Genomic DNA, 24,303 nt, shown 5'->3' with positions numbered 1-24,303 from the left:
CCCGGTGAAGCGCTGGGCGCGGAAAAAGCGCTGGACGCGTGATCCGGACCCTGTCGTCCGTTCACGCGCCCAGCCACCGTGGGGGAGTTGCTGTTGAGTACGGAGGGCGGGGCGGGACCGTTCAACGAGTAGCCGGGTCATCCACCGGCGCGGCGGCTGACGGCCCAGGACGCGACGGCGACGCCACCCGCGACGGTGAAGACGGCGGGCCAGGCGCCGATCTTCTTCGCGAGAGGATGGGACCCGGCGAAGGCGGCGACGTACGCGACGCTCAGCCCGACAGCCGCCTTGGTCCCGCCGGTACGGTGCCACTGCCGCGCGGCCACGGTGCCGGCGGCGGCGAGCGCGACCCCGCCGAGCGGGCGCTTCTTGGTCCACCGGGCGATCCCGTAACCCCCGACGAGCCCGCCTGCCGCCACGGCCGCCGCCGGAATCCTCGCGGTCGCGGTCGCGGACGTTGTCGATGTCGCAGTCGCAGTCGCTGTCACCTTTGCCGCCTTTGCGTGCTGTTGATGTGATCGATGCGTCGAGCCTAACGAGAAACGGTTGTGGTACCGGGAGCGGGCCATGGGACCGTCGGCGCTATGGGGAACACGACGAGAACGGTGCCGAGCGGCGACGGCGTACGGCTGGCGTGTTTCGACCACAGCGGTGGTGACGGGGCCGGTACCGGGCGGCCCGTACTCCTCCTCCACGGCCTGGCGGGCCACGCCGCCGAATGGGACCCGCTCGTACGGCTGCTCCGGCCCGCGCACCGCGTGGTCGCGTACGACGCGCGCGGCCATGGCGCGAGCGAACGCCGCCCGGCGGACGTCTCGCGTGCGGCGCACGTACGCGACGTGGTGGCGGTGGCCGAACACCTCGCGCTCAACCGGCCCGTCCTCGTGGGCCAGTCGCTGGGCGGCCATACGGCCATGCTCGCCGCCGCGGCTCATCCGGAGCTGTTCGGTGCCCTGGTACTGATCGAGGCGGGCCCCAAGGGCCCCAACCCGGAGCTGCCCGCGCGTATCGGCGGCTGGCTGGACTCCTGGCCGATCCCCTTCGCGTCCATCGAGGCGGCGACGGCGTTCTTCGGCGGCGGGCCAGCCGGCCGCGCGTGGGCGGCGGGCCTGGCGGAACACCCGGACGGTCTGCGCCCGCGCGTCGACCGGGAGGTGATGGTCGCCTGCGTCGCGGAGAACGCCCGCCGCTCCTTCTGGGAGGAGTGGTCACGGGTGCGCTGCCCGACGCTTGTCGTGCGCGGCGAGTCGGGCTGGATGCCGGAGGCGGAGGCTATGGAGATGCGGGTGCGCCGCCCGAGGACGGAGCTACGAGTCATCCCGTCCGCGGCCCACGATGTCCACCTGGACCAGCCGGGGGCGCTGCACGAGGCGATCGAAGCGTTTCTGGCCCACACCCATGCCGGGGCTGACACATCCACATCCCAATCTGACCATATGCCTTGAACGCTACGGAGGACGCAAGAGATCGTCACAGTCCGCCGACGCGTGTCCGCTTTGGGTCCGGCATGGGCACGGAACCCCCATGCCCCGAACCACCGCCGCCGACGCGGCCATCGCCCAGCTGTCCCGTACACAGCGCCGCCTGGCGACCACCCGCCAACTGCGCGCCACCGGCCTGGCCGCCAGCACCACCAACGCCCGCTGCGCACCGTCCGGCCCCTGGCAGCGCCCACTGCCCGGCGTCGTCCTGATACAGACCGGCGCTCCTGACCTGCGTCAACGGCTGCTCGCCGCCGTCCTCTACGCGGACACGGAGACGATCGCCCTCTCGGGCACGAAAGCTGTCCTGACCGGCGAGGCGGCGCTCGCCCTGTACGGGGTACGGGACGCGGGCACGGACCGCGCCGACGTCCTGGTCGCCGCGCGCCGCGGCCTGCGCGACAGGTCGTACGTACACCTGCGCCGCACCAGCCGCTGGCCACCGACCCTCCTGGTCGACGGCATCCCCTGCGTACGCCCGGTCCGCGCGGCCTCCGACTTCGCGGCCCGCGAGCCCTCGCCGGAACGGATCCGCGCGATCCTCGCGACGACGGTCCAGCGATGCAGCTGCCACCCGGAAGACCTCCGCGCCGAACTCCACGCCTCCCACGCCCTCCGCAACCCGGCGGTACGCACGGCCCTGGACGAACTCCGCGCCGGCGTCCGCTCCATCGCCGAAGCCCAGGCCCGCACCACCCTCCGCACCGCCGGCCTCCCGGACGCCCTCTGGAACCCGGCCCTCTTCACCCCGACGGGCACTTTCCTTGCCCGACCGGACGCCTACTGGCCGTTCGCGGGGGTGGCCCTGGAGGTCGACTCGGAGGAATACCACCTGGGCGCAACCGAATACCGCACCACCCTCCGCCGCCGCCTGCTCCTGGAGTCCCACGGCATCAACGTCACCAGCGCGGCCCCAGCCCTGATCCGCGACCACCCCGACGAATTGGTAGCTGCGATCCGCACCAAACTCCACCTGGCCAAATCCCGCCCAAACCCCCCGAACATCATCATCCGCCCGTACCTCTAGCTCTGGCGCCTGAGCTCTCTCAACCCTCATCGCAGTCATAGTGTTGAGCGCCGATCAAGCCAAACAGGGTCTACTTTCAGTCACTCGTTCCACTCGTGCGATAGAACTGATCAGAATCGATCAATCTGTAGGCAGCATGTTCATATGGCTGCGTATCGAGCTGTCTTTGGACACGTTGACAACATCCTCCCCGGTGCTCACTTCGCAACCCGGCAAGATGTCAAGGAAGCCAAGCTTCACAAAGAGCGTGAAGCCGGGATCTCGTGGGGACTGGACGACGAGGGAGAGCGCGCGGCTGACGCGATTGTGCTCAACAATGGCTACGAAGACGATCGTGATCTGTGGAGTGAGGTGCTCTATACGGGTGCCGGCGGTCGAAACCGGAACACCGGGCGGCAGATAGAGAATCAATCGTGGGAAAACCGAGGGAACTCCGGCCTACGGCGCAGCCAGATCAAGGGCTACCCGGTCCGTGTCATCCGCGGCTCTGACGGTGAGCAGAGCCTCTCACCTGTCAACGGATACAGGTATGACGGGCTGTATGGGGTAGTGGACTGCTGGATCGAGAAGGGCAACGCTGGCTTCCAGATCTGCCGGTACAAACTGCTTCGTCTCACGGACGATGAGCAGGAACTCACGTCCCTCGAACAGCAGGTGCAAGAGGCGCTTCGTGGTGCTCCGCGTAGGAGGACTACGACAGTTGAGCGGATCGTTCGGGACACCGAGGTCGTGCGAAGGGTAAAGCGGTGGCACGGATACACGTGCCAAATCTGTGCGCTCGCCCTGACGGTGGGGGCCGACGGTGCCAGCTATGTGGAAGGGGCGCACATCCAGCCTCTCGGAGGGCCGGATGGTGGGCCTGACATTGATGGCAACGTTCTGAGCCTGTGTCCCAACTGCCATGTTCGACTGGATCGTGGGGCTCTCTACTTGACCGATGACCTACAAGTGATTGATCGATATGCGGAGGGCTCTGCTCCTCGTTCAGTACCGCTGAGGACGGTAGAGAAACACCGCATCGAGCAGCGGTTTGTTCGAGCCCATCGCCGACTCTGGCGGATACTGGATTAGGATCACTGATGCTCAGGGCGCGGCCATCGGGTAAGTTCGTGCAAAGGTGCTGCAGTCTCCAAGGGGTTTAACCCGCCGCTATGGCGGAATAGGTCAAGACGTCGGCAGGCAGCGGGAAGTGCAGTTTCCAGGTGATTCCCATCGGCTTGTTGCCCTCATGGGAGACATAGTCTGCCGGGCCCAGCAGCATCCACGGTTGGGGGCCGCCGATGTCTGTCTTCTTGTAGCGGCGGACGAAGAGCATCACGTGTGTGCCCATGTCTCGGTGAGACCTGTAACGGATTCCCGTAGGTGAGGACTCGGATGTCTGATTCTGCGACTCCCAATGGAAAAGGGTGTCGCTCATCGCGTAGTCCTTGTAGCGCGTTTGCGGAGAGAAGTCCTTCTCGTCCTTCTCACGAGTGATCAACAGAGCATCAATCTTCGATTGCTGACACCAGCGGACGCCCTCACGGAAGTTAGTTGGCAATAGGCCACCGATGGCGGACTGGCCGAGTGCGGTGAGGATTTCCTCGCGACTGTATGAAGCATGCAATCGCAACGGCAGGCCGCTGTGCGCATCAGGCAAGGCCGGTGTGACGTGGTCTAGGTGGTTGAGGACGTGCGCGAGAATCTGGCGCAACTCGCTGCGTACCGCGTGCTGGTGAGCCAGGGATGTGAGGCCGGCTTGGTAGGTGTCGAATCCGCCCGACGGCCAAAGGGTGAAGAAGAGCATGCGCGCGTAGGCGCGTTCGAGGTCGGAAAGCTCGTCGTAGGTTGGGGCGTCGTCTTCTAGAAGGCGCGTATAGGCCGCGGCGCGAGCCGTGTCGTCTACGTGGAGGAAAGCAGAAGCTCGCTTCAACAAGGCTGCTTCTGCGTCAGGCGCGCGGGGAGTGAGAAGCTTGGCGCGGCGGAGCAAGGAAGTCCAGGAGTGATCGGATCCACGGTAGAGCTCCTTGATCTCGCGTCCGCTCTCCGCCAGATAGGATGAAAGGCGAGGTTCGCCGATCTGACGGACTTCGTCAGCCAGTTGTTTGACATTCACGCTGATCTGCTGGCGAATGTTGTTGATGATCAGGTCCTTGGCCTTTGACTCAAGGATGATCTGGCAGCCCGAAGGGAGTTGGGGAAAATCGTGCTCGATCGCGGAGACGAGACGGTTTCGCGTGAGGTTCGTGAGCGATCGGAACTGCTCTTCGAAGCGGAACTCCTTGCGGTGCTGACCGATAAAGTCCAACACTGTGAGGACGGCCTTCCCCTCGCAGCGGCGTAGACCACGCCCGAGTTGCTGCAAGAAGACAGTGGCGCTCGATGTTGGGCGAAGTAGGAGCAGAGTGTCTACATCAGGAATATCCAGACCTTCATTGAAGAGGTCTACGGAGAAGATGACTTGCAGCTCTCCGGCCCGCAGTGCATTGAGTGCGGCCTTGCGTTGTTCGCTTGGTGTCTCACCAGATAGTGCAGTGGCGTTGAGTCCTGCCTGCTGGAAGAACTTCGCCATAAAGTGAGCGTGTGCTACGGAAACACAGAATCCCAACGCGCGCATGCGTCCCGGATCAGTGATCTTTTCCTCGACGGCTTTGACGATCAGTCGGGCGCGGGCGTCGTTGCCAGTGAAGAGATTACTGAGGGCGGTGTAGTCGTATGATCCACGCTTCCACTGGATGGCTGTCAGATCGGTGCTGTCGGTGATTCCGAAGTAGTGGAAGGGGGAGAGGAGCTCGTTCTCCAATGCTTCCCACAAGCGCATCTCTGCGGCGATTCGACCGTCGAAGAACTCATCCTGGATATTGAATCCATCCATGCGCTCCGGTGTTGCCGTCAAACCAAGGAGTTCTGTCGGCGTGAAGTGGTCGACAATCTTGCGATAGGTCGGGGCTGTGCCATGGTGAAACTCGTCGATGACCACAACGTCGAAGTGATCGGGAGTGAGCCTATCCAACGCCCGAGCATTGAGTGATTGAACGCTCGCGAAGACATGCTTCCAGGCGGAAGGGATCTCACCGCCGACGAACAACTCGCCGAAGTTCCCGTCGTTAAGGACACCTTGGTAGGTGCGGAGTGACTGTTCCAGGATCTCCTTGCGGTGAGCGATAAAGAGAATCCGCAGATCTCGGCCGAGCTTCCTACGCAGCGCCTTGTAGTCCAGGGCAGCCATGACCGTCTTGCCCGTACCCGTAGCGGCAACGAGGAGATTGCGATGCCGATCATGGACATCCCGCTCTACTTCAAGACGCTCCAACATGTCTTGCTGGTGCGGATATGGGCGCACTTCCAACCCGGAGAGAGTGATGCTCCGCCCCGTGGTGCCGTTGGTTCCCCCGCTGGCCTCTCGCAGCGCCGCGTCCAGGCGCTCCCCATGAACATCGGGGTCGTACGGCTCGAAAGCTGCCTCGCTCCAGTAGGAGTCAAAGGTGGCTTCAAACTTCTTCAGGACATCCGGGGTGGCGACGGAGGAGAGGCGCACGTTCCACTCAAGGCCATCGAGGAGCGCCGCCTTGGAGAGGTTCGAACTGCCGACGTACGCCGTGTCGTATCCGGAACTCCGTCGGAAGAGCCACGCCTTCGCATGCAAACGGGTGGAGCGAAGCTCATAGTTCACCTTCACCTCCGCGCCAAACTCCTGCACCAGTCGATCCAGTGCTCGTCGCTCGGTGGCGCCGATGTAGGTCGTGGTGATGACCCGGATGGGCACTCCGCGCTCACTGGCAGCGCATAGTGCGCCCTCAAGGACACGTAGCCCATGCCACTTCACGAAGGCGCACAACAAGTCGACGCGGTCCGCAGTGGCCAGCTCTGCGCGGAGCTCGAAGCCGAGGTTGGGATCGTCAGGGGAGTTGGTGAGTAGGGCGGTGTCGGACAGTGGCGTGGCTGGGCGGATGGCGTAGACGCCGGGAGCCTTCTGTTCCGCTATCGACATGAGCTGCCGGGGGCCATCGGCGACCATGTCGACCCACTCTTGCGCGCCAGCCAACGTGCTGACCGATTCGAGGATGTGGTTCGCAGCATGGACACGCTCGGCAGCCGGCAAGCCTCGAAGCACGCGTCGGACGGTCTCGGCTACATGCCGAGCCAAGACATGAGGTGTGGATTCGGCGCCCACTTCGACATCGATCGTCCGCCACCCCGTGCTGTCCAACTGCTTGAGGCGGTCTTCGAGCCGCAACGTAATCAGCTGCTCGTAGAGTCCGGTTGCCGGAGATCTGCTGTCGAGCGCGTCCGTCATCCAGGGATCCCCTCATCGAAGTCGCACGTTCGACGTTGATTTTTGCAGCAACCACTGACATCCCGCGCTAATTCGCGCCGTGGCAGTCCCTGTACGCCTTTGTCGAGCCGCACCAGCAGGGGGCGTTGCGGGCTGGGGGCCAGGGGGTGGCTCGGCCTCGGGCTGCGAGGGTGGTGGCGTATTGGGGGAGCAGGTCCGTGTTGGAGGGGGAGGACTGCTCCGAGGCCGCGAACGCCTCGTACGACGGGACCGTGGCCGTAACGATGCCCAGGTTGGGGGTGCCGGTGGCGGCGAGGTCGCGGAGGGAGGATTCGAGGTGGGACAGGTGGGCCTCGTGGGAGGGGTACTCGGTGGCCAGGGTCGGGTACGCGGCGAGGAGTTCGGTCAGTTCCGGGGCCGGCCAGTGGAGCATCGCCACCGGGAACGGGCGGGACAGGGCCGTACGGTACGAGCCGAGCTCGGCGCGGAGGCGGGTGATCTCGGCCTGGAGTTCGGCGGGGTTGTCGGAGCCCAGGGACCAGAGGCGTTTGGGGTCGTGGAGTTCGTCGAGGGTGACCGAGGCGGGGTTGACGCGGTCCGCGAGACCGTCCCAGTCGTCGTGGTCCAGGGCCAGCAGGCGGCGGACGCGGTGGCGGCCGATCAGCAGGTTGTGGACCGGGTAGGGGACCTCTTCGCCGGGGGTGAGGAGTGTGTTGAGCGCGGTCGTGAAGGTGTCGTGAGCCGCTTCGAGCTCGTCGTGGGACTCCAGGGTCTCGGCGACGATCTCCCAGGGGCCCGGGTCCAGCGGGGCCGCGGCGCGCAGGCCGTCGATGATCGCGTGGGCCTCCGCCTCGTGGCCGTACTCCCAGAGGTTGGCGGCCTGGAGCGCCTTCACGAGGTGGGGGTGGTCGGGGGAGGCCGCGAGGAGGGTGTCGTAGAGGCCGGTCGCGCGGTCGCGGTCGCCGGCCAGTTCCAGATGGGCCGCGGCACGGAGGAGCAGGGGCTCGTGATCCTCGGGGTACTGGGCAGCGGTGCGCAGCAGGCGCTCGGCTTCCGTGGTGTGGTCGGCAGGCATGTCGGGGCGCATGACGGACACCGTACTGCCGTGCGGGGCGGGAGCGGAGGGGGGCGGTCGGTCGTGCCTCGTCTAAGGTCCTGACGTGCTCCGACACCGTCCTCATCTGCTCTGGCTGCTGGTTCCCTTCGTGCTGTTCCTGGTGGCGCTGCCCTGGGTGAACCGGGTGGAGCCCGTGATCCTCGGGCTGCCGTTCCTGTCCCTGTGGCTGCTCGGCGCGACGGTGCTGACGCCCGTCGCCGTCGCGCTGGCCTGGCGCGGGGATCAGCGGCTGCGGCGCCGGGAGGGAGCGGAGTGAACGCCGCTGTCGCCACCACGATCTTCGCCGTCTTCATGGTCGGGACGGTCGGCCTCGGGCTGCTCGCCGTCCGGCGGCGTACGGGCGGCGGGATCGCCGAGTGGTCCGTCGGGGGACGCAGTCTCGGCGCCGTCTTCATCTGGGTGCTGATGGCCGGCGAGAGCTATACGAGTTTCAGCTATCTGGGCGCCGCGGGCTGGGGCTACAACTACGGGGCACCCGTCCTCTATGTGGTCGCCTATATGTCCTGCGGCTACGCCGTCGGCTATGTCGTCGGGCCCATGTTGTGGGGCTATGCGCGCCGCCATGATCTTGTGGGGATCACGGACATACTCGCCCACCGCTTCGGACGCCCCTGGCTGGGCGCTCTGACGGCGGTGCTCGCGACCGTCTTCCTCCTGCCGTACATCCAGCTCCAGATCACCGGCATGGGTGTGGTCGTCTCGACCATCTCGTACGGGGCGATAAGCCTTGACTGGGGGTATTTCATCGCCTTCGCGGTGACCACGGGATTTGTGGTGGTGAGCGGGCTGCGGGGGAGCGCCTGGGTCTCGGTGCTCAAGGACGTACTGGTGATCGGCACCCTGGGGTTCCTCGCCGTCTATGTGCCGCTGCACTACTTCGACGGGTACGGGCCGCTCCTCGACCGGCTGGTCGCGCAGAAGGGGGAGTGGCTGACCCTGCCGGGACACGGTGGCGGCGGAGCGGGCGGCAGCGGGCTGGGTACGGCCTGGTTCATCACCACCTCGCTGCTCAACGCGCTGACCGTCGTCATCTTCCCCACCACCGTCGCCGGCTATCTGGGCGCCCGCAGCGCCGACGCGCTGCGCCGCAACGCGATCTGGCTGCCCGCCTACAACGTGCTGCTCTTCATCCCGATGCTGCTCGGCATGGCCGCGCTCTTCGTCGTCCCCGGGCTCACCGGCGCCGGCTCCAACCTCGCGCTCTTCCGGCTTGTCGTCGACTCGCTGCCCGCCTGGGCGGTCGGGATCATCGGGGTCGCCGCGGCCCTCTCCTCCATCGTGCCGATGGCCGTGTTCATGCTGGTGATCGGGACGATGTGGGGGCGCAGCGTGCTCTCGCTCGTGCCGCGCTGGCGGGCCAGGCAGAAGGGCGCCGCGCAGGTGGTCGTCGTGGCGGCGGGCGCGGGCGCGCTGGTGCTGACGTACGCCGCGCCCAACACGCTCGTACGGCTCTCCCTCATCTCGTACGAGGGGATGGCGCAGCTGCTTCCCATGGTGCTGCTGGGGCTGGTGTGGCGGCGGCTGACGCTGGCGGGCGGGCTGAGCGGGCTCGCGGTGGGGGTGGGGACGGTGTGCGCGCTGGTCTTCACCGGCCACGATCCGGTGTGGGGGGTGAACGCGGGGATCGTCGCGCTCGCCGCGAATCTTGTCGTCGCGCTGGTGGTGACGTACGTGGGGACGGCCGACGTCGACCCTCGGCCGGACGCGGATGTGCTCGCGCACGATTCGCTCGATTCCGTCGATTCCGTCGTTGGGGTCGATGCCTTGCCTTCGCCTTCGGGCGGCGCTCCCGTAGCGCCGGCACCGCCGCCGCGCCCAGCACCGTGAGCCCCGCCGGGACGGACTCCACACCGCGCGGGTGGACGGGGAAGGGGCGGGGACAGGGCGAAGCCGCTAGGCGTGCTCACACATGACGCCCGCGGTACGTAACTGGGCGCGTACGGCGAATGCCCGGCCCGCGGCGTCTCCGTACCTCGATCCGGACCCGGGGCATCCGGTACGCCGGGCCCTGCTCCGGTCCCGTCGGCTGCTTCAGCCACTGGAGACCGATCGTGTATAACGGCTGAAGCGGCGTTTGTCGTAGAAGCACTCCGATAAAGCACTCCGATAAGGCACTCCGACACCCGGAACGAGAGGGGCAGGCCATGGTCCGCGCGCTGCGGCTGCCGCGCCCCGCCGGGCTGCTGCTCTTCCTCGTCGCCGAAGTCCTGCTCCTCGACGCCGGCAGCCTCTCCGCCGCCGTCGCGCTCGCCGCCACCGCCACGGCCGCCGCGGGCTCCGCCCTCGTCGTCTGCGCCCTGATCAGCGCGCGCTCCGTACCCGCTCACCCGCGGCACCGGGTACGTACGGCCATCCGCGACCGCGAGCAACGCACCGCCTTCCTGCCCCAACGGGACCCCGACGCCTCGGGCCGCACCCGGCCCCGAGCACCCGGCCGTCTTCTTCCGACGGCCGCGTAGCAGGGGTACGCGGGGCAGGCGTACGCAGAGCGGGGATACGCAGGGGCAAGCGCCCCCTGTACGTACCCACCCTCTTGTACGTACGCACCCTCTCCACACCCCCGCGCGGGTCGTCACGCCGAGCTGATCTCATCCGGCACGACGTGACCCACGGAGGGCTCACCATGTCCGTTTTCGCCAATCTGGTCGGACAACTCGCCAATCTTCTCCAGCCGCTCTTCAGCGCGGGCGCCGCCGCCGCGGCGATCATCCTCTTCACCGCCTGCGTACGGCTGGCGATCCACCCCCTCTCCCGCGCGGCGGCCCGCGGCCAGAAGGCACGTACCAAACTCGCCCCGCAGATCGCCGAACTGCGCAAGAAGCACGGCAAGAACCCCGAGCGCATGCAGAAGGCGCTCATGGAACTGCACGCCAAGGAGAAGGTCTCGCCGCTCTCGGGCTGTCTGCCGAGCCTGCTCCAGATGCCCGCGTTCTTCCTGATGTACCACCTCTTCTCCAACCGGACGATCGGCGGCGAGCGGAACGAACTGCTCGGCCACTCCCTCTTCGCCGCGCCGCTCGGTGACCGCTGGACGGACGCGCTCGCGCACGGCGGGGTGCTGGGTGGCGCGGGGCTCGTGTATCTGGGCCTCTTCGCGATCGTCGCCGGGGTCGCCACCTTCAACTTCCGCCGGACGAAGATCCAGATGGCGCACACTCCCGCGATGCCGGCGGGGCCCGACGGGCAGCCGATGCCGGGCATGGGCGCGATGACGAAGATGATGCCGCTGCTGTCCTTCGCGACGCTCTTCACCGTCGCCGTGGTGCCGCTGGCCGCCGCGCTGTACGTGGTGACGAGTACGACGTGGACGGCGGCCGAACGCTACTTCCTCTACCGGGACATGTATCCGTCGGGCGCGCTGGCCGCCGCCACCTGAAGCCACCGCCACCCCCTGACAGGGCGGTCCAGGGTGTGAACAGGGTCTTGCAGAGTGATCGGATGTCTTGGAGGATCAGCCGATCCCCTCCGATGACCGCACCCATCGGCCGGGTCATGTTCGAGCAGAGGAGACAGACATGAAGCTGCTGCGTGTCGGTACGGCCGGGGCCGAGCGTCCCGCGCTGCTTGACCAGGACGGGACGACCCTCAGGGACCTGTCCGGGCTGGTCACGGACATCGACGGCGCGCTGCTCGCCGATGACGCCGCGCTCGACCGGATCCGGGCGGCGGCCGCGTCCGGCGAACTGCCCGTACTCGACGGGTCGTCGGGCGAACCGCCCGAACTCGACGGATCCGGTCTGCGCATCGGTCCGCCGCTCGCGCGGATCGGCAAAATCGTGTGCATCGGGCTGAACTACCACGATCACGCGGCGGAGACCGGAGCCGAGATTCCGGCCGAGCCGATCATCTTCTTCAAGGCGCCGGACACCGTGGTCGGCCCGGACGACACCGTCCTCGTGCCCCGGGGGAGCGTCAAGACCGACTGGGAGGTCGAACTCGCCGTCGTCATCGGTCGTACCGCCCGCTATCTGGACTCCGCGGCGGACGGGCTGGCGCATGTCGCCGGGTACGCCGTCTCGCACGATGTCTCCGAGCGCGAGTTCCAGATCGAGCGCGGCGGCACCTGGGACAAGGGCAAGAACTGCGAGACGTTCAACCCGCTGGGCCCCTGGCTGGTGACCGCGGACGAGGTGCCCGACCCGCAGGCCCTGGCGCTCAGGCTCCGCGTCAACGGTGAGCTGAAGCAGGACGGGACGACCGCCGAGCAGATCTTCGGGGTGGGTGAAGTCGTGCGGTACGTCAGCCAGTTCATGACGCTGTACCCGGGCGATGTCATCAACACCGGGACGCCGGCCGGGGTGGCGCTGGGCAAGCCGGAGCCCAAGCCGTATCTGCGCGCGGGTGATGTGGTGGAGCTGGAGATCGAGGGACTGGGGCGGCAGCGCCAGGAGTTCAAGGACGCGTGACGCGCGGCGAGGCAGCCGGGGTCGCGAGGCAGCCGGGGTACGGAACGGTCCGCCCGTTCCGTACCCACCCCAACTCCTCAGCCGCGCAGTCGCTCCAGCGCCCGCACCACCATGGCGTGGTCCTCCGCCTGCGGCAGCCCCGAGACCGTCACCGTACCGATGACGCCCGCGCCCTCCACCGCGATCGGGAACGAGCCGCCGTGCGCCGCGTACAGGTCCGGGGCGAGGCGGGAGGACTCCTCGAAGCTGGTGCCCTTGGCGCGGAAGCGCGCGCCCACGAGGAACGAGCTGGCGCCGTACCGCTCCACGACCCGGCGCTTGCGGTCGATCCACGCGTCGTTGTCCGCCGTCGAGCCCGGCAGGGCGCAGTGGAACAGCTGCTGCGCGCCCCGGCGGATGTCGATCGCCACCGGCGCGCTCTGTTCGCGCGCCAGCTCGACCAGCAGAGTGCCCAGCGCCCACGCGTCGTCGTACGTGAAGTGAGACAGGATCAGCCGGGCTTCCTGCGCTTCGAGTTCGGCCACCGTGGCGGTGGGGGTGGGGGTGGGGGTGGCGGAAGCGGCGGTGGTCATGACCGGACCTCCAGCGTGACCGCGGTGCCTTCGCGGGCCGAGCGCCGCGCCGCTTCCAGTACGTCGAGCGCCGCCGCCGCCTCGTGTGCCGTCACCGGCGGCGCGGTGCCCTCGCGCAGTGCGGTGGCGATCCCCGCGTAGTACGCCGGATAGTCGCCCGGCTCGGTCTCCACGGGGTGGCCGCCGCCCGTCAGCGGCGACTCCCCGGCCCCGATCCGGCCCCACAGCGACTCGGGCTCCACGCCCCAGCCGGGACCCCTGCCCGGCCGCCTGCCCTCGCGCAGATCCGCCTCCTGGGGGTCGAGTCCGTGCTTCACATAGCCGGCCGCCGAGCCCAGTACGCGGAAGCGCGGGCCCAGTTGGGCGGTGGTGGCGCTGGCGTAGAGATGGGAGCGCACGCCGTTCGCGTGCGTGAGCGCGATGAAGGTGTCGTCGTCGGCCTCGGCGCCGGGGCGGCGTACGTCCGCCTCCGCGTACACCCGTACCGCCGGGCCGAACAGCACCAGCGCCTGGTCGACGACATGGCTCCCGAGGTCGTACAGCAGACCTCCGATCTCCTCCGCCGCGCCCGACTCGCGCCAGCCACCCTTGAGCTGCGGGCGCCACCGCTCGAAGCGGGACTCGAAGCGCTGTACGTCGCCCAGCTCACCGGCCGCGATGAGCCGGGCGAGCGTGAGGAAGTCGTTGTCCCAGCGGCGGTTCTGGAAGACGGAGAGCAGCAGCCCGCGCTCCTCGGCGAGCGCGGCCAGCTCACGCGCCTCGGCCGCGCTGCCCGCGACCGGCTTGTCCACGACGACCGGCAGACCGGCCTTGAGCGCGGCCGTCGCGATCGGGACATGGGTCTTGTTGGGGGAGGCGATGACGATGAGGTCGAGGCTGTCCGCCCGCTGCCACAGTTCGTCCGGCGAGGCCGCGAACCGTACGCCGGGGAATTCGGCGCGCGCCTGCTTCCTGCGCTCCGGGCTGGAGGTGACGACCGTATCGAGGGCGAGCCCGTCGGTGGCGGCGATCAGCGGGGCGTGAAAGACGGAGCCCGCGAGGCCGTAGCCCACGAGTCCGACGCGCAGAGGGGTGCCGGTACCAGTCATGCGTCCACTTAAGCAACGGTGTTTCCAAAGTGCAAGCAGGAGAGACAATGGCAGACGTGACGGATGTGAACAGAGGGAACGCGGGAGCCAATCTCCCGGTGCTGCGCGGGCACAACGCGGCGCTGGTGCTCGACCTGCTGCGTACGGCGGGCGAGGGCGGGATCAGCCGGCTGGAACTCGCCGAACGCACCGGCCTCACCCCGCAGGCGGTCAGCAAGATCACGGCCAGACTGCGTACGGAGGGCATGGCGGCGGAGGCCGGGCGCCGCGCCTCCACGGGCGGCAAGCCCCGGACCGTACTGCGGCTCGTTCCCTCGGCCGCGCACGCCGTGGGCCTGCATCTGGACCGCGACGAACTGACGGCGGTCCTGGTCGACCTGGCCGGTACGCCGGTGGCCGTACGGAGGGTGCCGCTCGACCTCGGGGCGGGGGCGGAGCGGGTGATCGAGGCGGCGGCGGTACAGGTGGACGCGGTACGGGCGGAGGCGGCGCGGGCGGAGGCCAGGCACGTTGAGGGCGGGCGCGTGGAGTCCGTACAGGAGGGGTTTGGCGTCGGAGGGCCGCTCGGTGTCGGGGTCGCGATGCCCGGGCCGCTCGACCACGCCACCGGCGTACCCCGGCGCGTCACCGGCTTTCCGCAGTGGGACGGTTTCCCGCTGCGCGACGCCCTCGCCGCCCGCCTCCAGCTCCCCGTCGTCCTCGACAAGGACACCAACGCCGCCGCCCTCGGACTGGCGCTGCGCGGGCCCGGCGACTCGTTCGTATATCTCCATCTCGGTACGGGCCTGGGGGCCGGGCTCGTCCTCGGCGGCACGCTCCACCGCGGGGCGCGCACCGGCGCGGGCGAGTTCGGCCACCAGGTCATCCAGCTCGACGGGCCCCTGTGCGAGTGCGGAAACCGCGGCTGTATCGAGGCGCTCTGTCTGGCGGCGGTCGCGCGCGGCGATATGGCGGAGGCCGCGCGGGTGCTCGGCGCCGGGGCGGCGAACCTGGTGGGGCTGCTCGACATCGACCGCGTACTGCTCGGCGGCCGGACGATCGCCGCGCACGAGGAGCCTTTCGTACGGGGAGTGGCCGCCGCCGTCGCCGAACGCGCCCGGGGGGCGGGCATCCCCGTAGCGGCGGCCGAGGGAGGCGCGCACCCGGTCGCGGAGGGTGCCGCGCAGCTGGTCCTGGCGCCGGTGTTCCGGCATCGCCGGAGTGCGGAGCTGGGCTGATCGAGTCTATTTGTCCGATGAGTCAGCCATTTGGGGGTACAGCGCTCGGGCCGGGCCTCCGGCACATGACAGCGTCAGGGATGCGGGCCCCGTGGCGGCCGACCGGCCGGCCAGGCAGCTGCCCCGACCGTCACGCGATCAGCAAAGGCCGTGCGACTCATGCGACCCATGCGACCCTCGTTTTCCTCGCGATCCGACCGCCTCGCCCGAGCCGTTCGACTGCGCCGCGCCCTCACCTTCGGCGTCACCGCCGCCACCGCGATCGCGCCGACAGCCGTGCCTCTGCTGCCCGCGCTCACACCGGAAGCGCGGGCGGCGCAGGTGACGGCTGTCCAGGCGGCCTCGGCCGGTGCGCGTGAGTCGGCGCGTGAAGGCGCGCGTGAAGGCGCGCGTGAGGGGACGCGTGAGCCGAGCTGTGGCGATGTCTCCGGTCGTGACTTCCCGATCGAGGCGCGTATCCATGGCGGGCCCGCCGGTTTCCGGCCCGGCGGCGGCCCCGGGGCCTGGTTTCTGGATCTGACCAACACCACGGACGCGGACTGCCGGCACATCCATCCCGTGGTCGTCCTCGCCGACCGGGACCGGACACTCGCCGTCTCCCAGGTCACGCTCCAGATCAGGCCGGCGACGTCCGGCGACGGAGGGCGGTGGCGCACGCTGTCGCTGGCGAAGACCGACGAGGACGAGATCGTCGGCGTGCTCGACGACGGCTTCCCGGGCTTCGTCGTCCCCGGAGGCCGGACCGTGACCGTCAGCGCGCGGCTCGCCTTCACCGCGGACGCGCGCCCGAACAGGGTCGTGATGAGCGCCGCGACCGTGCAGCGCCGGGGTGGTGACGGTGACTGGGTGGGGCAGTCCAACGCGTACGACTTCGCCGTCGGCGGGGGCGGGGCGAACGGGGACAAGAAGGGTAGCCGCGACAAGGAGGGCGGTGACAAGGAGGACAGGGAGAAGAGGGCGGAGGCGCACACGGAAGCGAGCACTGACCCGGCCCGGACCCCGGACCCGGACGCGGACCCGGACCCGGACTCCGGCATAGCCGTGCCCCCCATGCCCGCCGCCACACCCCCGCCCACCGCCACCCCCGGCGTCTACGAACCCCCCGAGTCCGAACTCGCCCGCACCGGAACCGGCGGCGATCTCGGCGGCGACCTCATCGGCCGGATCGCCGCCGCCGTGGCCCTGCTCGCGGCCGGAGTCGTGCTGGTCGTCGGCGTACGGCGGTTGCGGACCGGGCGCCCCTGACCGGCCGGGCCCGGCTCACGACGACCTGCCCGGCCGGCCTCCTTCCCTCTTGCTCGCGCGGTGGACGGGACCCTGTGCTGTCCATCGCACGCCCTGGTTAGGCTGGGCGTGTCGGACCGTGCATTATTGGCCACCGCAGAGCGGAGAACAGTCCAGTGGCAGAGCGCAAGCCGATCGAGTCCTGGCTCACCGACATGGACGGCGTCCTCATCCATGAGGGGGTCCCGATCCCCGGCGCCGCCGAATTCATCAAGCGACTGCGGGAGTCGGGCAAGCCGTTCCTCGTCCTCACCAACAACTCCATCTACACCCCGCGCGATCTCCAGGCCCGGCTGGCCCGGATGGGTCTCGATGTGCCCGTGGACAACATCTGGACCTCGGCGCTCGCCACCGCCAAGTTCCTGGAGGACCAGCGGCCCGGCGGTACGGCGTATGTCATCGGCGAGGCCGGGATGACGACGGCCCTGCACGACATCGGCTATATCCTCACCGACCATGAGCCGGACTATGTGGTGCTCGGCGAGACCCGTACGTACAGCTTCGAGGCGCTGACCCGGGCGATCCGGCTGATCAACGGCGGAGCGCGGTTCATCTGCACCAACCCCGACGAGACAGGCCCCTCGACCGAGGGCCCGCTGCCGGCGACCGGCGCCGTCGCCGCGCTGATCACCAAGGCCACCGGCAAGGCACCGTACTTCGCGGGCAAGCCCAACCCCCTGATGATGCGGACCGGGCTCAACGCCATCGGCGCGCACTCCGAGACCAGCGCCATGATCGGTGACCGGATGGACACCGATGTGCTGGCCGGTCTGGAGGCCGGGATGGAGACCTTCCTCGTGCTGACCGGTGTGACGACCCCCGGCGATGTCGACCGCTATCCGTTCCGTCCGTCGAAGATCGTCGACTCGATCGCCGATCTGATCGACCGCGTCTGAGTGGGTCCGTGCGGCGTATGAGCGAGTGACCGCGCGCTGCGGATGCGAAAACCCGCGGCGCGCGTGAGTCTGTCGTGTACCAGGAGGTTCACGATGCGTTCAAGGTTGCTCGCTCTCCGTGCTTCGGGGGCGGTCGCCGTACTGGTGGCCGCGCCCGTTCTCGGCGCCGCCGCCGCGCACGCCCATGACTCCGTACGGGTCACGGTCACCCCGTCCGCCGTCGCCCCGGGCGGAGAGATCGAGATCAGGGCCGAGGGGTGCGCGAGTGGTTCGGGCGCCGCCGCGTCGCGGATCTTCGTCGCCGAGGCGGAGCTGAAGGACGGCACCGGCAGCGCGCTGATCGGACCCTCCGTCAAGGCGGGCAGATACGAGATCGACGTGCGCTGTGACGGCCATGGTCACGCGGGCGCGGGCAGCTTCGATGTCGTCGCCCACGCCAGGACCGACCGGCCCGATCACCACGCCAGTCCCGTCGCACCGGTCCGGGCGGGCGGCGGTGGCGCGGCGCCCCTGGCCGCGGACGTGGGTGACGTACGTGACGTACGTACGAACACCCGGGCGGACGCGGAGTCGACCGGTCCCGGGACGCCGCACGCGGTGATCGGCCTGGTCCTGGCGGGCGTCGCCGCGGTCGCCGTGGCGCTCAGGAGCGCTCGGCGGTCGCGCCGCTCCGAGCGGGACTCGGACTGATATGTCCGGCCGGAGCGCGACCCCGGGCATCGGCAGACTGCTGGCCGGAGTGACCTGGGCCGTCCTGCTGCTGGGGCTCTGGCTCTGGGGCCGCGACCTCGGTGAAGGACCCGGCGGGCGGTCCGCGGCGCTCACCACCGGCGATGTGGCGGCGGTCGGCCGCCCGCTGAGGGTGGCGCTGCCACCGGCCCGTACCCCGCTGGAGCCCGCGGAGCCGCGGCGGGTGGAGGTGCCGACGATAGGGATCGACGCGCCGGTCGTGGCCCGCGGGCTCGATGACACCGGAGCGATCGACCCGCCGCCGTACGCGACACCGCGCGCGGTCGGCTGGTACGGCGGCGGGGTCCAGCCGGGCGCTGAGGGCGCCGCGCTCTTCGTCGGCCATGCCGACACCGAGACGAAACCGGCCGTGTTCCACGGGCTGAGCGCGGCCCGGCCCGGCGCGAAGATCCGGGTGACCAGGGCGGACGGGAAGATCGCCGAGTTCACCATCGATGATGTGCGGGTCTTCGGCAGGGACCGCTTCGACGCGAACAAGGTCTATGGGCCGCACAGGAAGTCCCGCGCCGAGCTGCGGCTGATCACCTGTGGCGGGAATTTCGACCGCAAGGCAGGCGCCTACACGGCGAATGTGGTGGTCTCGGCGTATCTCACGGGAGTGACCGAGCCGCGCGACAGCTGACGGGCATTCCGGCCCGGCCCGGGGCCGGTATGCCAGGATTGGCGACGACCGGGCCGGCTCGGTCGGGGCGGCCGGGGGAGGGCGGCCCCGGGCCCCGGACACAGTGACGGTGCACCAAGGGGGAGTGAATGTACGGCAGTTATACCGGTCGCGGCCGTGGTGCCGGGGCCGGACGCGTACGGGCCGGTGTGGCGGCGGCGGGGGCGGTGCTGCTGCTCGCGGGCTGTTCGTCCGACGGCGACGGTGGCGGCGATGGCGGTACGAAGCCGGCGCCGATCGGCCAGCGGCCCAAGGCGGACGCGCCGTACTGGGTCAACCCCGACGGCAGGGCGGCGCGCCAAGTCGCCGCGTACGACAGCGCGGGTGACACCGGGAACGCCGCGCTGATCCGGAAGATCGCCGAACAGCCGGTCGCCGAGTGGATCGGCCCCGACACCCCTGAGGCACAGACCAAGGGCTTCACGGAAGCGGCGACGAAGGCCGACCGCGACGCGCTGCTCGTCCTCTACAACATCCCGCACCGCGACTGCGGCCAGTTCTCCAAGGGCGGCGCCTCGGACGGCAACGCGTACCGCGCATGGGTCGACCAGGTCGCGAAGGGCATCGGCGACCGCCGCGCGACCGTGATCCTGGAGCCGGACGCCGTACTGCACCTGGTGGACGGCTGCACCCCCGGCGAGTTCCACGAGGAGCGGTACGACCTGCTCAAGGGCGCCATCCAGCGGCTCAAGCAGCAGCCGGCGACCTCGGTCTATCTGGACGCGGGCAACGCCGGCTGGCAGACGCCCGACGCGCTCTTCGAACCGCTCCAACGGGCGGGCATCGCCGAGGCGGACGGCTTCTCGGTCAATGTCTCCAACTTCTACCCGACGGCGGCGAGCAAGGACTTCGGCAGGCGACTCTCCGCGAAGGTCGGTGACAAGCCCTTCGTGATCGACACCAGCCGCAACGGCAACGGCCCATACACCCAGGGCGACCCGAGTGAGAACTGGTGCAACCCGCCGGGCCGGGCGCTGGGCGAACAACCGACCACGAAGACCGGCGACCCACTGGTCAAGGCGTACCTCTGGATCAAGCGCCCGGGGGAGTCGGACGGCGACTGCAAGGGCGGCCCGAAGGCGGGGGACTGGTACCCGGCCTACGCCTTGGACTTGGCGCGCGACGGCGGGGGGTAGTCGGGGTGGCCCGGAAGGCTTGATGGCGTGTGGGCCGCCATCACACGCTCCGGCCCACCCCGACTACCCCTCCCGCGCGACACCTTGCGCGTCGTGGGAGTCGCCAACCGCCCCTACGGGATGTCCACCCACACGCCCTCCGAGGGCGTTCCCTCCTCGTCCGTGACGAACAGCATGTACCGGCCCGGCGGGACCAGCGCGCTGTTCTTCGGGATCGTGACCTCGATGCCGTCCGCCGTCTTCGTCATGTCCAGTGCCACCGACCGCTGTTCGACGTCGGTGACATGTGTGACCGCGCTCGGGCGCATCAGTTTCGCCGTCTTGAGCGACGCCGGGTCCTTCGTCCTGAAGGCCGCCGTGCCGCCGCGCTCGACGCTCTTGGGGCCGCCCGACAGCGTGGGGCGTGAGTCGCGGAAGAGGTACGGCGGGGTGTAGATCTCGATCCGCTGCTCGAAGACGCCCGGCTTGGTGTTGGCCTTGTCGGCGTAGAGCGAGTCCGAGCCGAAGATCATGACGCGGCCGTCGGGCAGCAGTACCGAGCCCGAGTGGTAGTTGCGGCCCACCGCCGGGTCGGCCACCCGCTTGTACGTGGACGACTTCGGGTCGTACATCCTGGCCTGGAGGACGTCCGAGCCGCCGCGCCCCCGGTAGTCCTCCGAGCCGCCGGTGACCAGCACACTGTCGTCGGGCAGCAGCGAGGCGCTCGGGTAGCGGGTGCCCTTCTCCAGCGTCGGGCCGTCCGTGAAGCGGGGGTCGGGGTCCTTCAGATCGACCAGCCGGGACTTGTCGCTGGACTTGTCGGACTCACCGACCCCGCCGCCGCCGATGACCATGAACTTCTGGTCCTGCGCGGGCGGCAGCATGACCGTCGCCGAGGTCTCCATCTGATCCGGGTCGCTCAGCCCCGGGATCTTGTCGAACTTGTTCGTCTCCAGATCCCAGATCCCCGGGTCGCGGCCGACATCGGCCGGCCCGTAACCCGCGTTGGAGCCGCTGTAGAAGAGCTTGCCGTTGTCCATCAGGAAGACCGCCGGGTAGGTGGGGAACTTCCTGATGATCCCGGTGTACTCCCAGCTCCTGGTCTTCGGGTCGTAGATCTCGTCCTTGCCCGGGACGATCTGGCCGATCTCGTCCAGGCCCGACATCGCCAGGACCTTGCCGTCCTTGAGCGTGGTCAGCGTCGGGTACCAGCGGGCCTCGTTCATCGGGTCGACCTTGATGTACTTCTCCGCGACCGGATCGAACTCGAAGGCCTCCCTGATGCCCTGGAAGTCCTTCTTGTCGAGCGCGAGCTTCTGCGCGATGCCGTAGACATTGCGGGCGTCGGAGCCCTTCATGCCGTGCACCCGGTAGTTGTCCTCGGTGCCGGTCTCGTACTTCTTGCCGGACTCGCGCGCCTCGACGTAGATACGGCCCAGACCCGGTTCGGTCCGCAGGAACGCGCCCGTCTCCTTGTCGAAGATCTTCGTCGCCTTCTCGACCAGGACGGGGTCCTTGGAGACGAACGTCTTGCCGTTCCCCTTGCCGGTGAAGACCGTGCCGGCGGGGAGCGTGATCGGCTTGTCCGGGTCCTCGTTGTGGACGATCATCAGGCCGCCGGCCTTGGTGACATCGCCCTTGAGCTTCTCGTACCGCTTCGTGCCGCCCGCCACCAGCAGGTTCCCGTCGGGCAGTTGGGTGTGCCCCGAGCAGAACATGTCCTTGGGCGTCGGGATCATCTTGTACTTGTTGGTCTCCGGGTCCCAGAGCACCGACTCGAACTTGCCCGCGTCGAAGTTCTTCTGGTTGTTCCCGGAGCCCGCTATCAGCAGCACCTTGCCGGTGTGCAGCAAGGAGGCGTGGATCGAGTTGATCTTGAAGTCGGCCGGTATGTCGAGGAAGTCCCAGTGGCCGTTCTCCGCCTTGTACTCGGGGCGGTTGATCTTGTACTCGTGGTACTGCTCGGAGCTGAACCGGTAGAGCGCGGGTCCGTTGAAGCCAGCCACCGCGACGATCACCGCGGCGCCTATCGCGATGCGACGGGCGCGGTTCTTGCGGTGGTTGTGCCGGACGGGTATCGCGCTCATTTCTTATGTCCCCCAAGGGAAATACGTACGGTCTGGTCGGTGGCCGTCGCCTGCGGGAGCGCCGAGCCGGGAACGGTGGGCCCCGGCACGGTCGGTGGCGCCTCGCCCGCCGGCCGCGCGTGACCGCCACCGCCGCCACCCCGGTGCGCACCCCGCTGTCCCCGCTGCGCTCGCTGCCCGGACTGTCCCCGTCGCTTCTTCTTCTCCTCGCGCATCCCCCAGCGCCAGGCGATGATCGGCGCCGCCGTGATCAGCATGGCCAGCGTCGCCCACGTGATCATCGCCGGATGGTCGTGCCCGAAGAAGAAGGAGGAGACCAGCGATCCGCCGAAGATCAGGATGAAGAAGAGATGGATCCGGAACGTGCCGAAGAGCGTGTCTGGGCTGGACGAGTCGCCCTTGGGCGTCACCACGAAGCTGCTCTTGCGCCGCAGGACCGCGTCCATCAGGGAACGGGCGTACAGCGGCGCGGACATCGCGGACATCGCCATACCGGCCAGCCCGCCGGAGCCCTCGGGCTCGTGCGGCGAGACATTGTGCCGGCGGTTCCAGATGTAGAGACCGATCTGGAGAGCCGAGGCGTTGCCGTACAGCATCATCCAGATCGCCGGGTCGATCTGCACACCCGAGGCGCCCATCCCCAGGAACAGCGCGCAACTCAGCGCCGCCAGGATCCAGTTGAGCGCTGACATCGGGTAGAAAATGATCATCATCGTGTAGTTGAAGAGCTTGCCGGGCGGCAGCGTGCCGTACCCGCGCCAGTACTGCTTGAGGATCGTCTCGTACGTCCCCCGCGACCAGCGCAGCTGCTGGGTGAAGAAGTCGGTCCAGGCGGTCGGGCCCTCGCCCACGGCCAGCACGTCCGGGGTGTAGACCGAGCGCCACTTCTTGCCGGTGCGCGGATTCCTGGCGCGGTGCATCTCGAAGCCCGTCGCCATGTCCTCGGTGATCGAGTCGTACAGACCGCCGATCTGCTTGAGCGCCCTGATCCGGACGGCGTTGCTCGTCCCGACGAACATGGGCGCGCCGTAGCGGTTGCCCGCGCGCTGGATCAGCGCGTGGAAGAGGAACTGCTGCGACTCGGCGGCCTTGGTGACGAACGTGTCGTAGTTGCCGTAGACCTGCGGGCCGATGACGAAGCCGACATCCGGGTCGCGGAAGTAACCGAGCATCCGCTCCAGGTAGTTGGGCATCGGTACGTGGTCGGTGTCGACGGAGGCGAAGAACTCGTAGTCGTCGCCGTGCGCGTCCAGCCAGGCGTTGTAGTTGCCGTGCTTCGTCTTCGCGCGGTGCGCGCCCTTGGCCTGGTTCCACTTCGCCACGCCCTTGCGGGAGAAGTGATACACGCCGAGGCGGGCGCAGACCTCCTTGACGGCGGGGTCGTCGCCCTCGTCCAGCAGCCATACGTGCATGGGCCCGCGGTGCCGGATCTTCACGGCGGCCTCCAGCGTCTTCGTCACCATCTCCAGGGGCTCCTTGCCCGGTACGAAGGAGGTGAGGAAGGCCACGCGGGTATGGGCCTCGGGCACGACGGGTATGGGGTCGCGCGCCACCAGCGTCGCGTGCGCGTTCGAGAGGACGTTCATCGTACGGAACAGCTCGATCAGTCCGATCGAGACGAGCATCACGATGTCGAGGACGAGCAGCAGGTCGTTCTTGAGGTTCGGGTCACGCTCCGTCCAGTGCTGCGGCTGCATCAGCCAGACGAAGAGACCGAGCGAGAGCAGCGGCGCGGCGCCGAGGAGAAGGGCGGCGCGGATACGGTGCGGCTCCTGCGAGAGCAGCGAACGGTACTGGACCCGGTACGGCTTGGCCGGGTCGGGCCTGGTGAGGGGCCCGGCGAGCCGGCTGTAGTGCTCGTAGTCGTACTTCGGCAGGACGTCCTTCTTCGGCCGCTGCCGGCTCCCGCCCCTTCGGAGATGCGAGGGAATCCGGAGCTGGGTGGTCCGGGAAACGTCGTCGTTCCGCTGGTCGCCGTCTGACGTCGACGTCATGAGCCATCCCCCCGCACGCACGCTTGTCGCGTGATCGGTCGATCGATTCATCCGGAACGGTCCCCCTCGACCATCGCCCCGGACGCGTGAATTGCCGTCCCCGTCCCATAGAGAGGAAACGGCGGCCGTCCGGTTGCATGACGCCGGTCACGGCCACCCGGCACGGACGGGGCCCCCGCCCCCGCCGGACCCACCGCTGGGACATCCCCTCGTACCGCGGCCAACTGTTCGGACCGCATGCCCCATTGGCGTTCACAAGGTCAGTCTGATCGTGTGAAGAACCCTGGGGCATCCGCCCCGGAGGAATCGTATCGTGAGCGGCGCGGCGCGGGGTGTCACCGTATTGTTTCGGG

The 24,303-nt window shown here is 68.8% G+C and carries 21 protein-coding genes; 14 read left to right on the top strand and 7 right to left on the bottom strand.

Features of this window, described 5'->3' with window-relative positions:
- Positions 1 to 137 precede the first annotated feature (137 nt).
- Complete coding sequence (locus IF11_RS0130790) at positions 138 to 419, bottom strand: hypothetical protein (protein ID WP_030355062.1); 282 nt, start codon at positions 417 to 419, stop codon at positions 138 to 140.
- A 165-nt stretch (positions 420 to 584) separates the two neighbouring features.
- Between IF11_RS0130790 and IF11_RS0130785 the strand changes: the two genes are divergently transcribed.
- The 3 genes from IF11_RS0130785 (at position 585) to IF11_RS39575 (ending at position 3,579) form a co-directional block, all read left to right on the top strand.
- Positions 585 to 1,445 (top strand): alpha/beta fold hydrolase, encoded by an 861-nt coding sequence (locus IF11_RS0130785; protein WP_051746376.1) that lies wholly within the window; start codon positions 585 to 587, stop codon positions 1,443 to 1,445.
- Positions 1,446 to 1,524: 79 nt separating this feature from the next.
- Positions 1,525 to 2,508 (top strand): hypothetical protein, encoded by a 984-nt coding sequence (locus IF11_RS0130780; RefSeq protein ID WP_030355060.1) that lies wholly within the window; start codon positions 1,525 to 1,527, stop codon positions 2,506 to 2,508.
- A gap of 144 nt (positions 2,509 to 2,652) precedes the next feature.
- The gene (locus tag IF11_RS39575) at positions 2,653 to 3,579 is read left to right on the top strand and encodes a YDG/SRA domain-containing protein (RefSeq protein ID WP_078491009.1); all 927 of its coding nucleotides are present in this window, start codon (positions 2,653 to 2,655) and stop codon (positions 3,577 to 3,579) included.
- A 67-nt stretch (positions 3,580 to 3,646) separates the two neighbouring features.
- Here the strand turns inward: IF11_RS39575 and IF11_RS0130770 are convergent, their stop codons facing one another.
- Complete coding sequence (locus IF11_RS0130770) at positions 3,647 to 6,784, bottom strand: DEAD/DEAH box helicase (RefSeq protein ID WP_030355058.1); 3,138 nt, start codon at positions 6,782 to 6,784, stop codon at positions 3,647 to 3,649.
- A 67-nt stretch (positions 6,785 to 6,851) separates the two neighbouring features.
- Positions 6,852 to 7,850 (bottom strand): SEC-C domain-containing protein, encoded by a 999-nt coding sequence (locus IF11_RS0130765; protein ID WP_030355057.1) that lies wholly within the window; start codon positions 7,848 to 7,850, stop codon positions 6,852 to 6,854.
- A gap of 73 nt (positions 7,851 to 7,923) precedes the next feature.
- Between IF11_RS0130765 and IF11_RS0130760 the strand changes: the two genes are divergently transcribed.
- The 5 genes from IF11_RS0130760 to IF11_RS0130740 all read left to right on the top strand — a co-directional run bounded on the left by IF11_RS0130760 (position 7,924) and on the right by IF11_RS0130740 (position 12,286).
- Positions 7,924 to 8,136, top strand: coding sequence for a DUF3311 domain-containing protein (locus IF11_RS0130760; protein WP_240627720.1), 213 nt, complete (start codon positions 7,924 to 7,926; stop codon positions 8,134 to 8,136).
- Positions 8,133 to 9,707, top strand: a complete 1,575-nt coding sequence (locus IF11_RS0130755) for a sodium:solute symporter family protein (RefSeq protein WP_030355055.1) — start codon at positions 8,133 to 8,135, stop codon at positions 9,705 to 9,707. Before IF11_RS0130760 ends, IF11_RS0130755 begins: the two co-directional genes overlap by 4 nt.
- Positions 9,708 to 10,024: 317 nt before the next feature.
- Positions 10,025 to 10,339: a DUF6412 domain-containing protein gene (locus tag IF11_RS0130750; RefSeq protein ID WP_030355054.1), complete on the top strand. Its 315-nt coding sequence runs from the start codon at positions 10,025 to 10,027 to the stop codon at positions 10,337 to 10,339.
- Between the two features lie 164 nt (positions 10,340 to 10,503).
- Entirely contained in the window at positions 10,504 to 11,256 is a 753-nt protein-coding gene (locus IF11_RS0130745; protein WP_030355053.1) for a YidC/Oxa1 family membrane protein insertase, read from the top strand.
- A 139-nt stretch (positions 11,257 to 11,395) separates the two neighbouring features.
- Complete coding sequence (locus IF11_RS0130740; RefSeq protein ID WP_030355052.1) at positions 11,396 to 12,286, top strand: fumarylacetoacetate hydrolase family protein; 891 nt, start codon at positions 11,396 to 11,398, stop codon at positions 12,284 to 12,286.
- Between the two features lie 77 nt (positions 12,287 to 12,363).
- Here the strand turns inward: IF11_RS0130740 and IF11_RS0130735 are convergent, their stop codons facing one another.
- Together IF11_RS0130735 and IF11_RS0130730 are read right to left on the bottom strand one after the other, a co-directional pair.
- The gene (locus tag IF11_RS0130735; RefSeq protein WP_030355051.1) at positions 12,364 to 12,858 is read right to left on the bottom strand and encodes a heme-degrading domain-containing protein; all 495 of its coding nucleotides are present in this window, start codon (positions 12,856 to 12,858) and stop codon (positions 12,364 to 12,366) included.
- A complete protein-coding gene (locus IF11_RS0130730; protein ID WP_030355050.1) occupies positions 12,855 to 13,946 on the bottom strand; it encodes a Gfo/Idh/MocA family oxidoreductase in 1,092 nt (363 codons plus the stop codon). Before IF11_RS0130730 ends, IF11_RS0130735 begins: the two co-directional genes overlap by 4 nt.
- Positions 13,947 to 13,993: 47 nt before the next feature.
- On the opposite strand from IF11_RS0130730, the gene IF11_RS0130725 reads away from it, so the two are divergent.
- The 6 genes from IF11_RS0130725 to IF11_RS0130700 all read left to right on the top strand — a co-directional run bounded on the left by IF11_RS0130725 (position 13,994) and on the right by IF11_RS0130700 (position 19,890).
- The gene (locus tag IF11_RS0130725) at positions 13,994 to 15,163 is read left to right on the top strand and encodes an ROK family transcriptional regulator (RefSeq protein ID WP_037729008.1); all 1,170 of its coding nucleotides are present in this window, start codon (positions 13,994 to 13,996) and stop codon (positions 15,161 to 15,163) included.
- A gap of 168 nt (positions 15,164 to 15,331) precedes the next feature.
- Complete coding sequence (locus IF11_RS42810; RefSeq protein ID WP_051746375.1) at positions 15,332 to 16,408, top strand: hypothetical protein; 1,077 nt, start codon at positions 15,332 to 15,334, stop codon at positions 16,406 to 16,408.
- A 155-nt stretch (positions 16,409 to 16,563) separates the two neighbouring features.
- The gene (locus IF11_RS0130715; RefSeq protein ID WP_030355047.1) at positions 16,564 to 17,343 is read left to right on the top strand and encodes an HAD-IIA family hydrolase; all 780 of its coding nucleotides are present in this window, start codon (positions 16,564 to 16,566) and stop codon (positions 17,341 to 17,343) included.
- 93 nt (positions 17,344 to 17,436) lie between these two features.
- Positions 17,437 to 18,033 (top strand): hypothetical protein, encoded by a 597-nt coding sequence (locus IF11_RS0130710; RefSeq protein WP_030355046.1) that lies wholly within the window; start codon positions 17,437 to 17,439, stop codon positions 18,031 to 18,033.
- Position 18,034: 1 nt separating this feature from the next.
- Positions 18,035 to 18,715, top strand: coding sequence for a class F sortase (locus IF11_RS0130705; protein WP_030355045.1), 681 nt, complete (start codon positions 18,035 to 18,037; stop codon positions 18,713 to 18,715).
- A 128-nt stretch (positions 18,716 to 18,843) separates the two neighbouring features.
- Positions 18,844 to 19,890, top strand: a complete 1,047-nt coding sequence (locus IF11_RS0130700; protein ID WP_030355044.1) for a glycoside hydrolase family 6 protein — start codon at positions 18,844 to 18,846, stop codon at positions 19,888 to 19,890.
- 113 nt (positions 19,891 to 20,003) lie between these two features.
- Here IF11_RS0130700 and glxA read toward each other — a convergent pair whose 3' ends face one another.
- Positions 20,004 to 21,956: a radical copper oxidase GlxA gene (glxA, locus tag IF11_RS0130695; RefSeq protein ID WP_030355043.1), complete on the bottom strand. Its 1,953-nt coding sequence runs from the start codon at positions 21,954 to 21,956 to the stop codon at positions 20,004 to 20,006.
- Positions 21,953 to 23,950 (bottom strand): glycosyltransferase family 2 protein, encoded by a 1,998-nt coding sequence (locus IF11_RS0130690; protein ID WP_030355042.1) that lies wholly within the window; start codon positions 23,948 to 23,950, stop codon positions 21,953 to 21,955. Before IF11_RS0130690 ends, glxA begins: the two co-directional genes overlap by 4 nt.
- Positions 23,951 to 24,303 lie beyond the last annotated feature (353 nt).

Origin of the sequence: Streptomyces scopuliridis RB72, assembly GCF_000718095.1 — a bacterium.
GTDB lineage: Bacteria > Actinomycetota > Actinomycetes > Streptomycetales > Streptomycetaceae > Streptomyces > Streptomyces scopuliridis.
The sequence above is the reverse complement of the archived record's forward strand: the minus strand, read 5'-3'. Positions and strand labels throughout refer to the sequence as shown.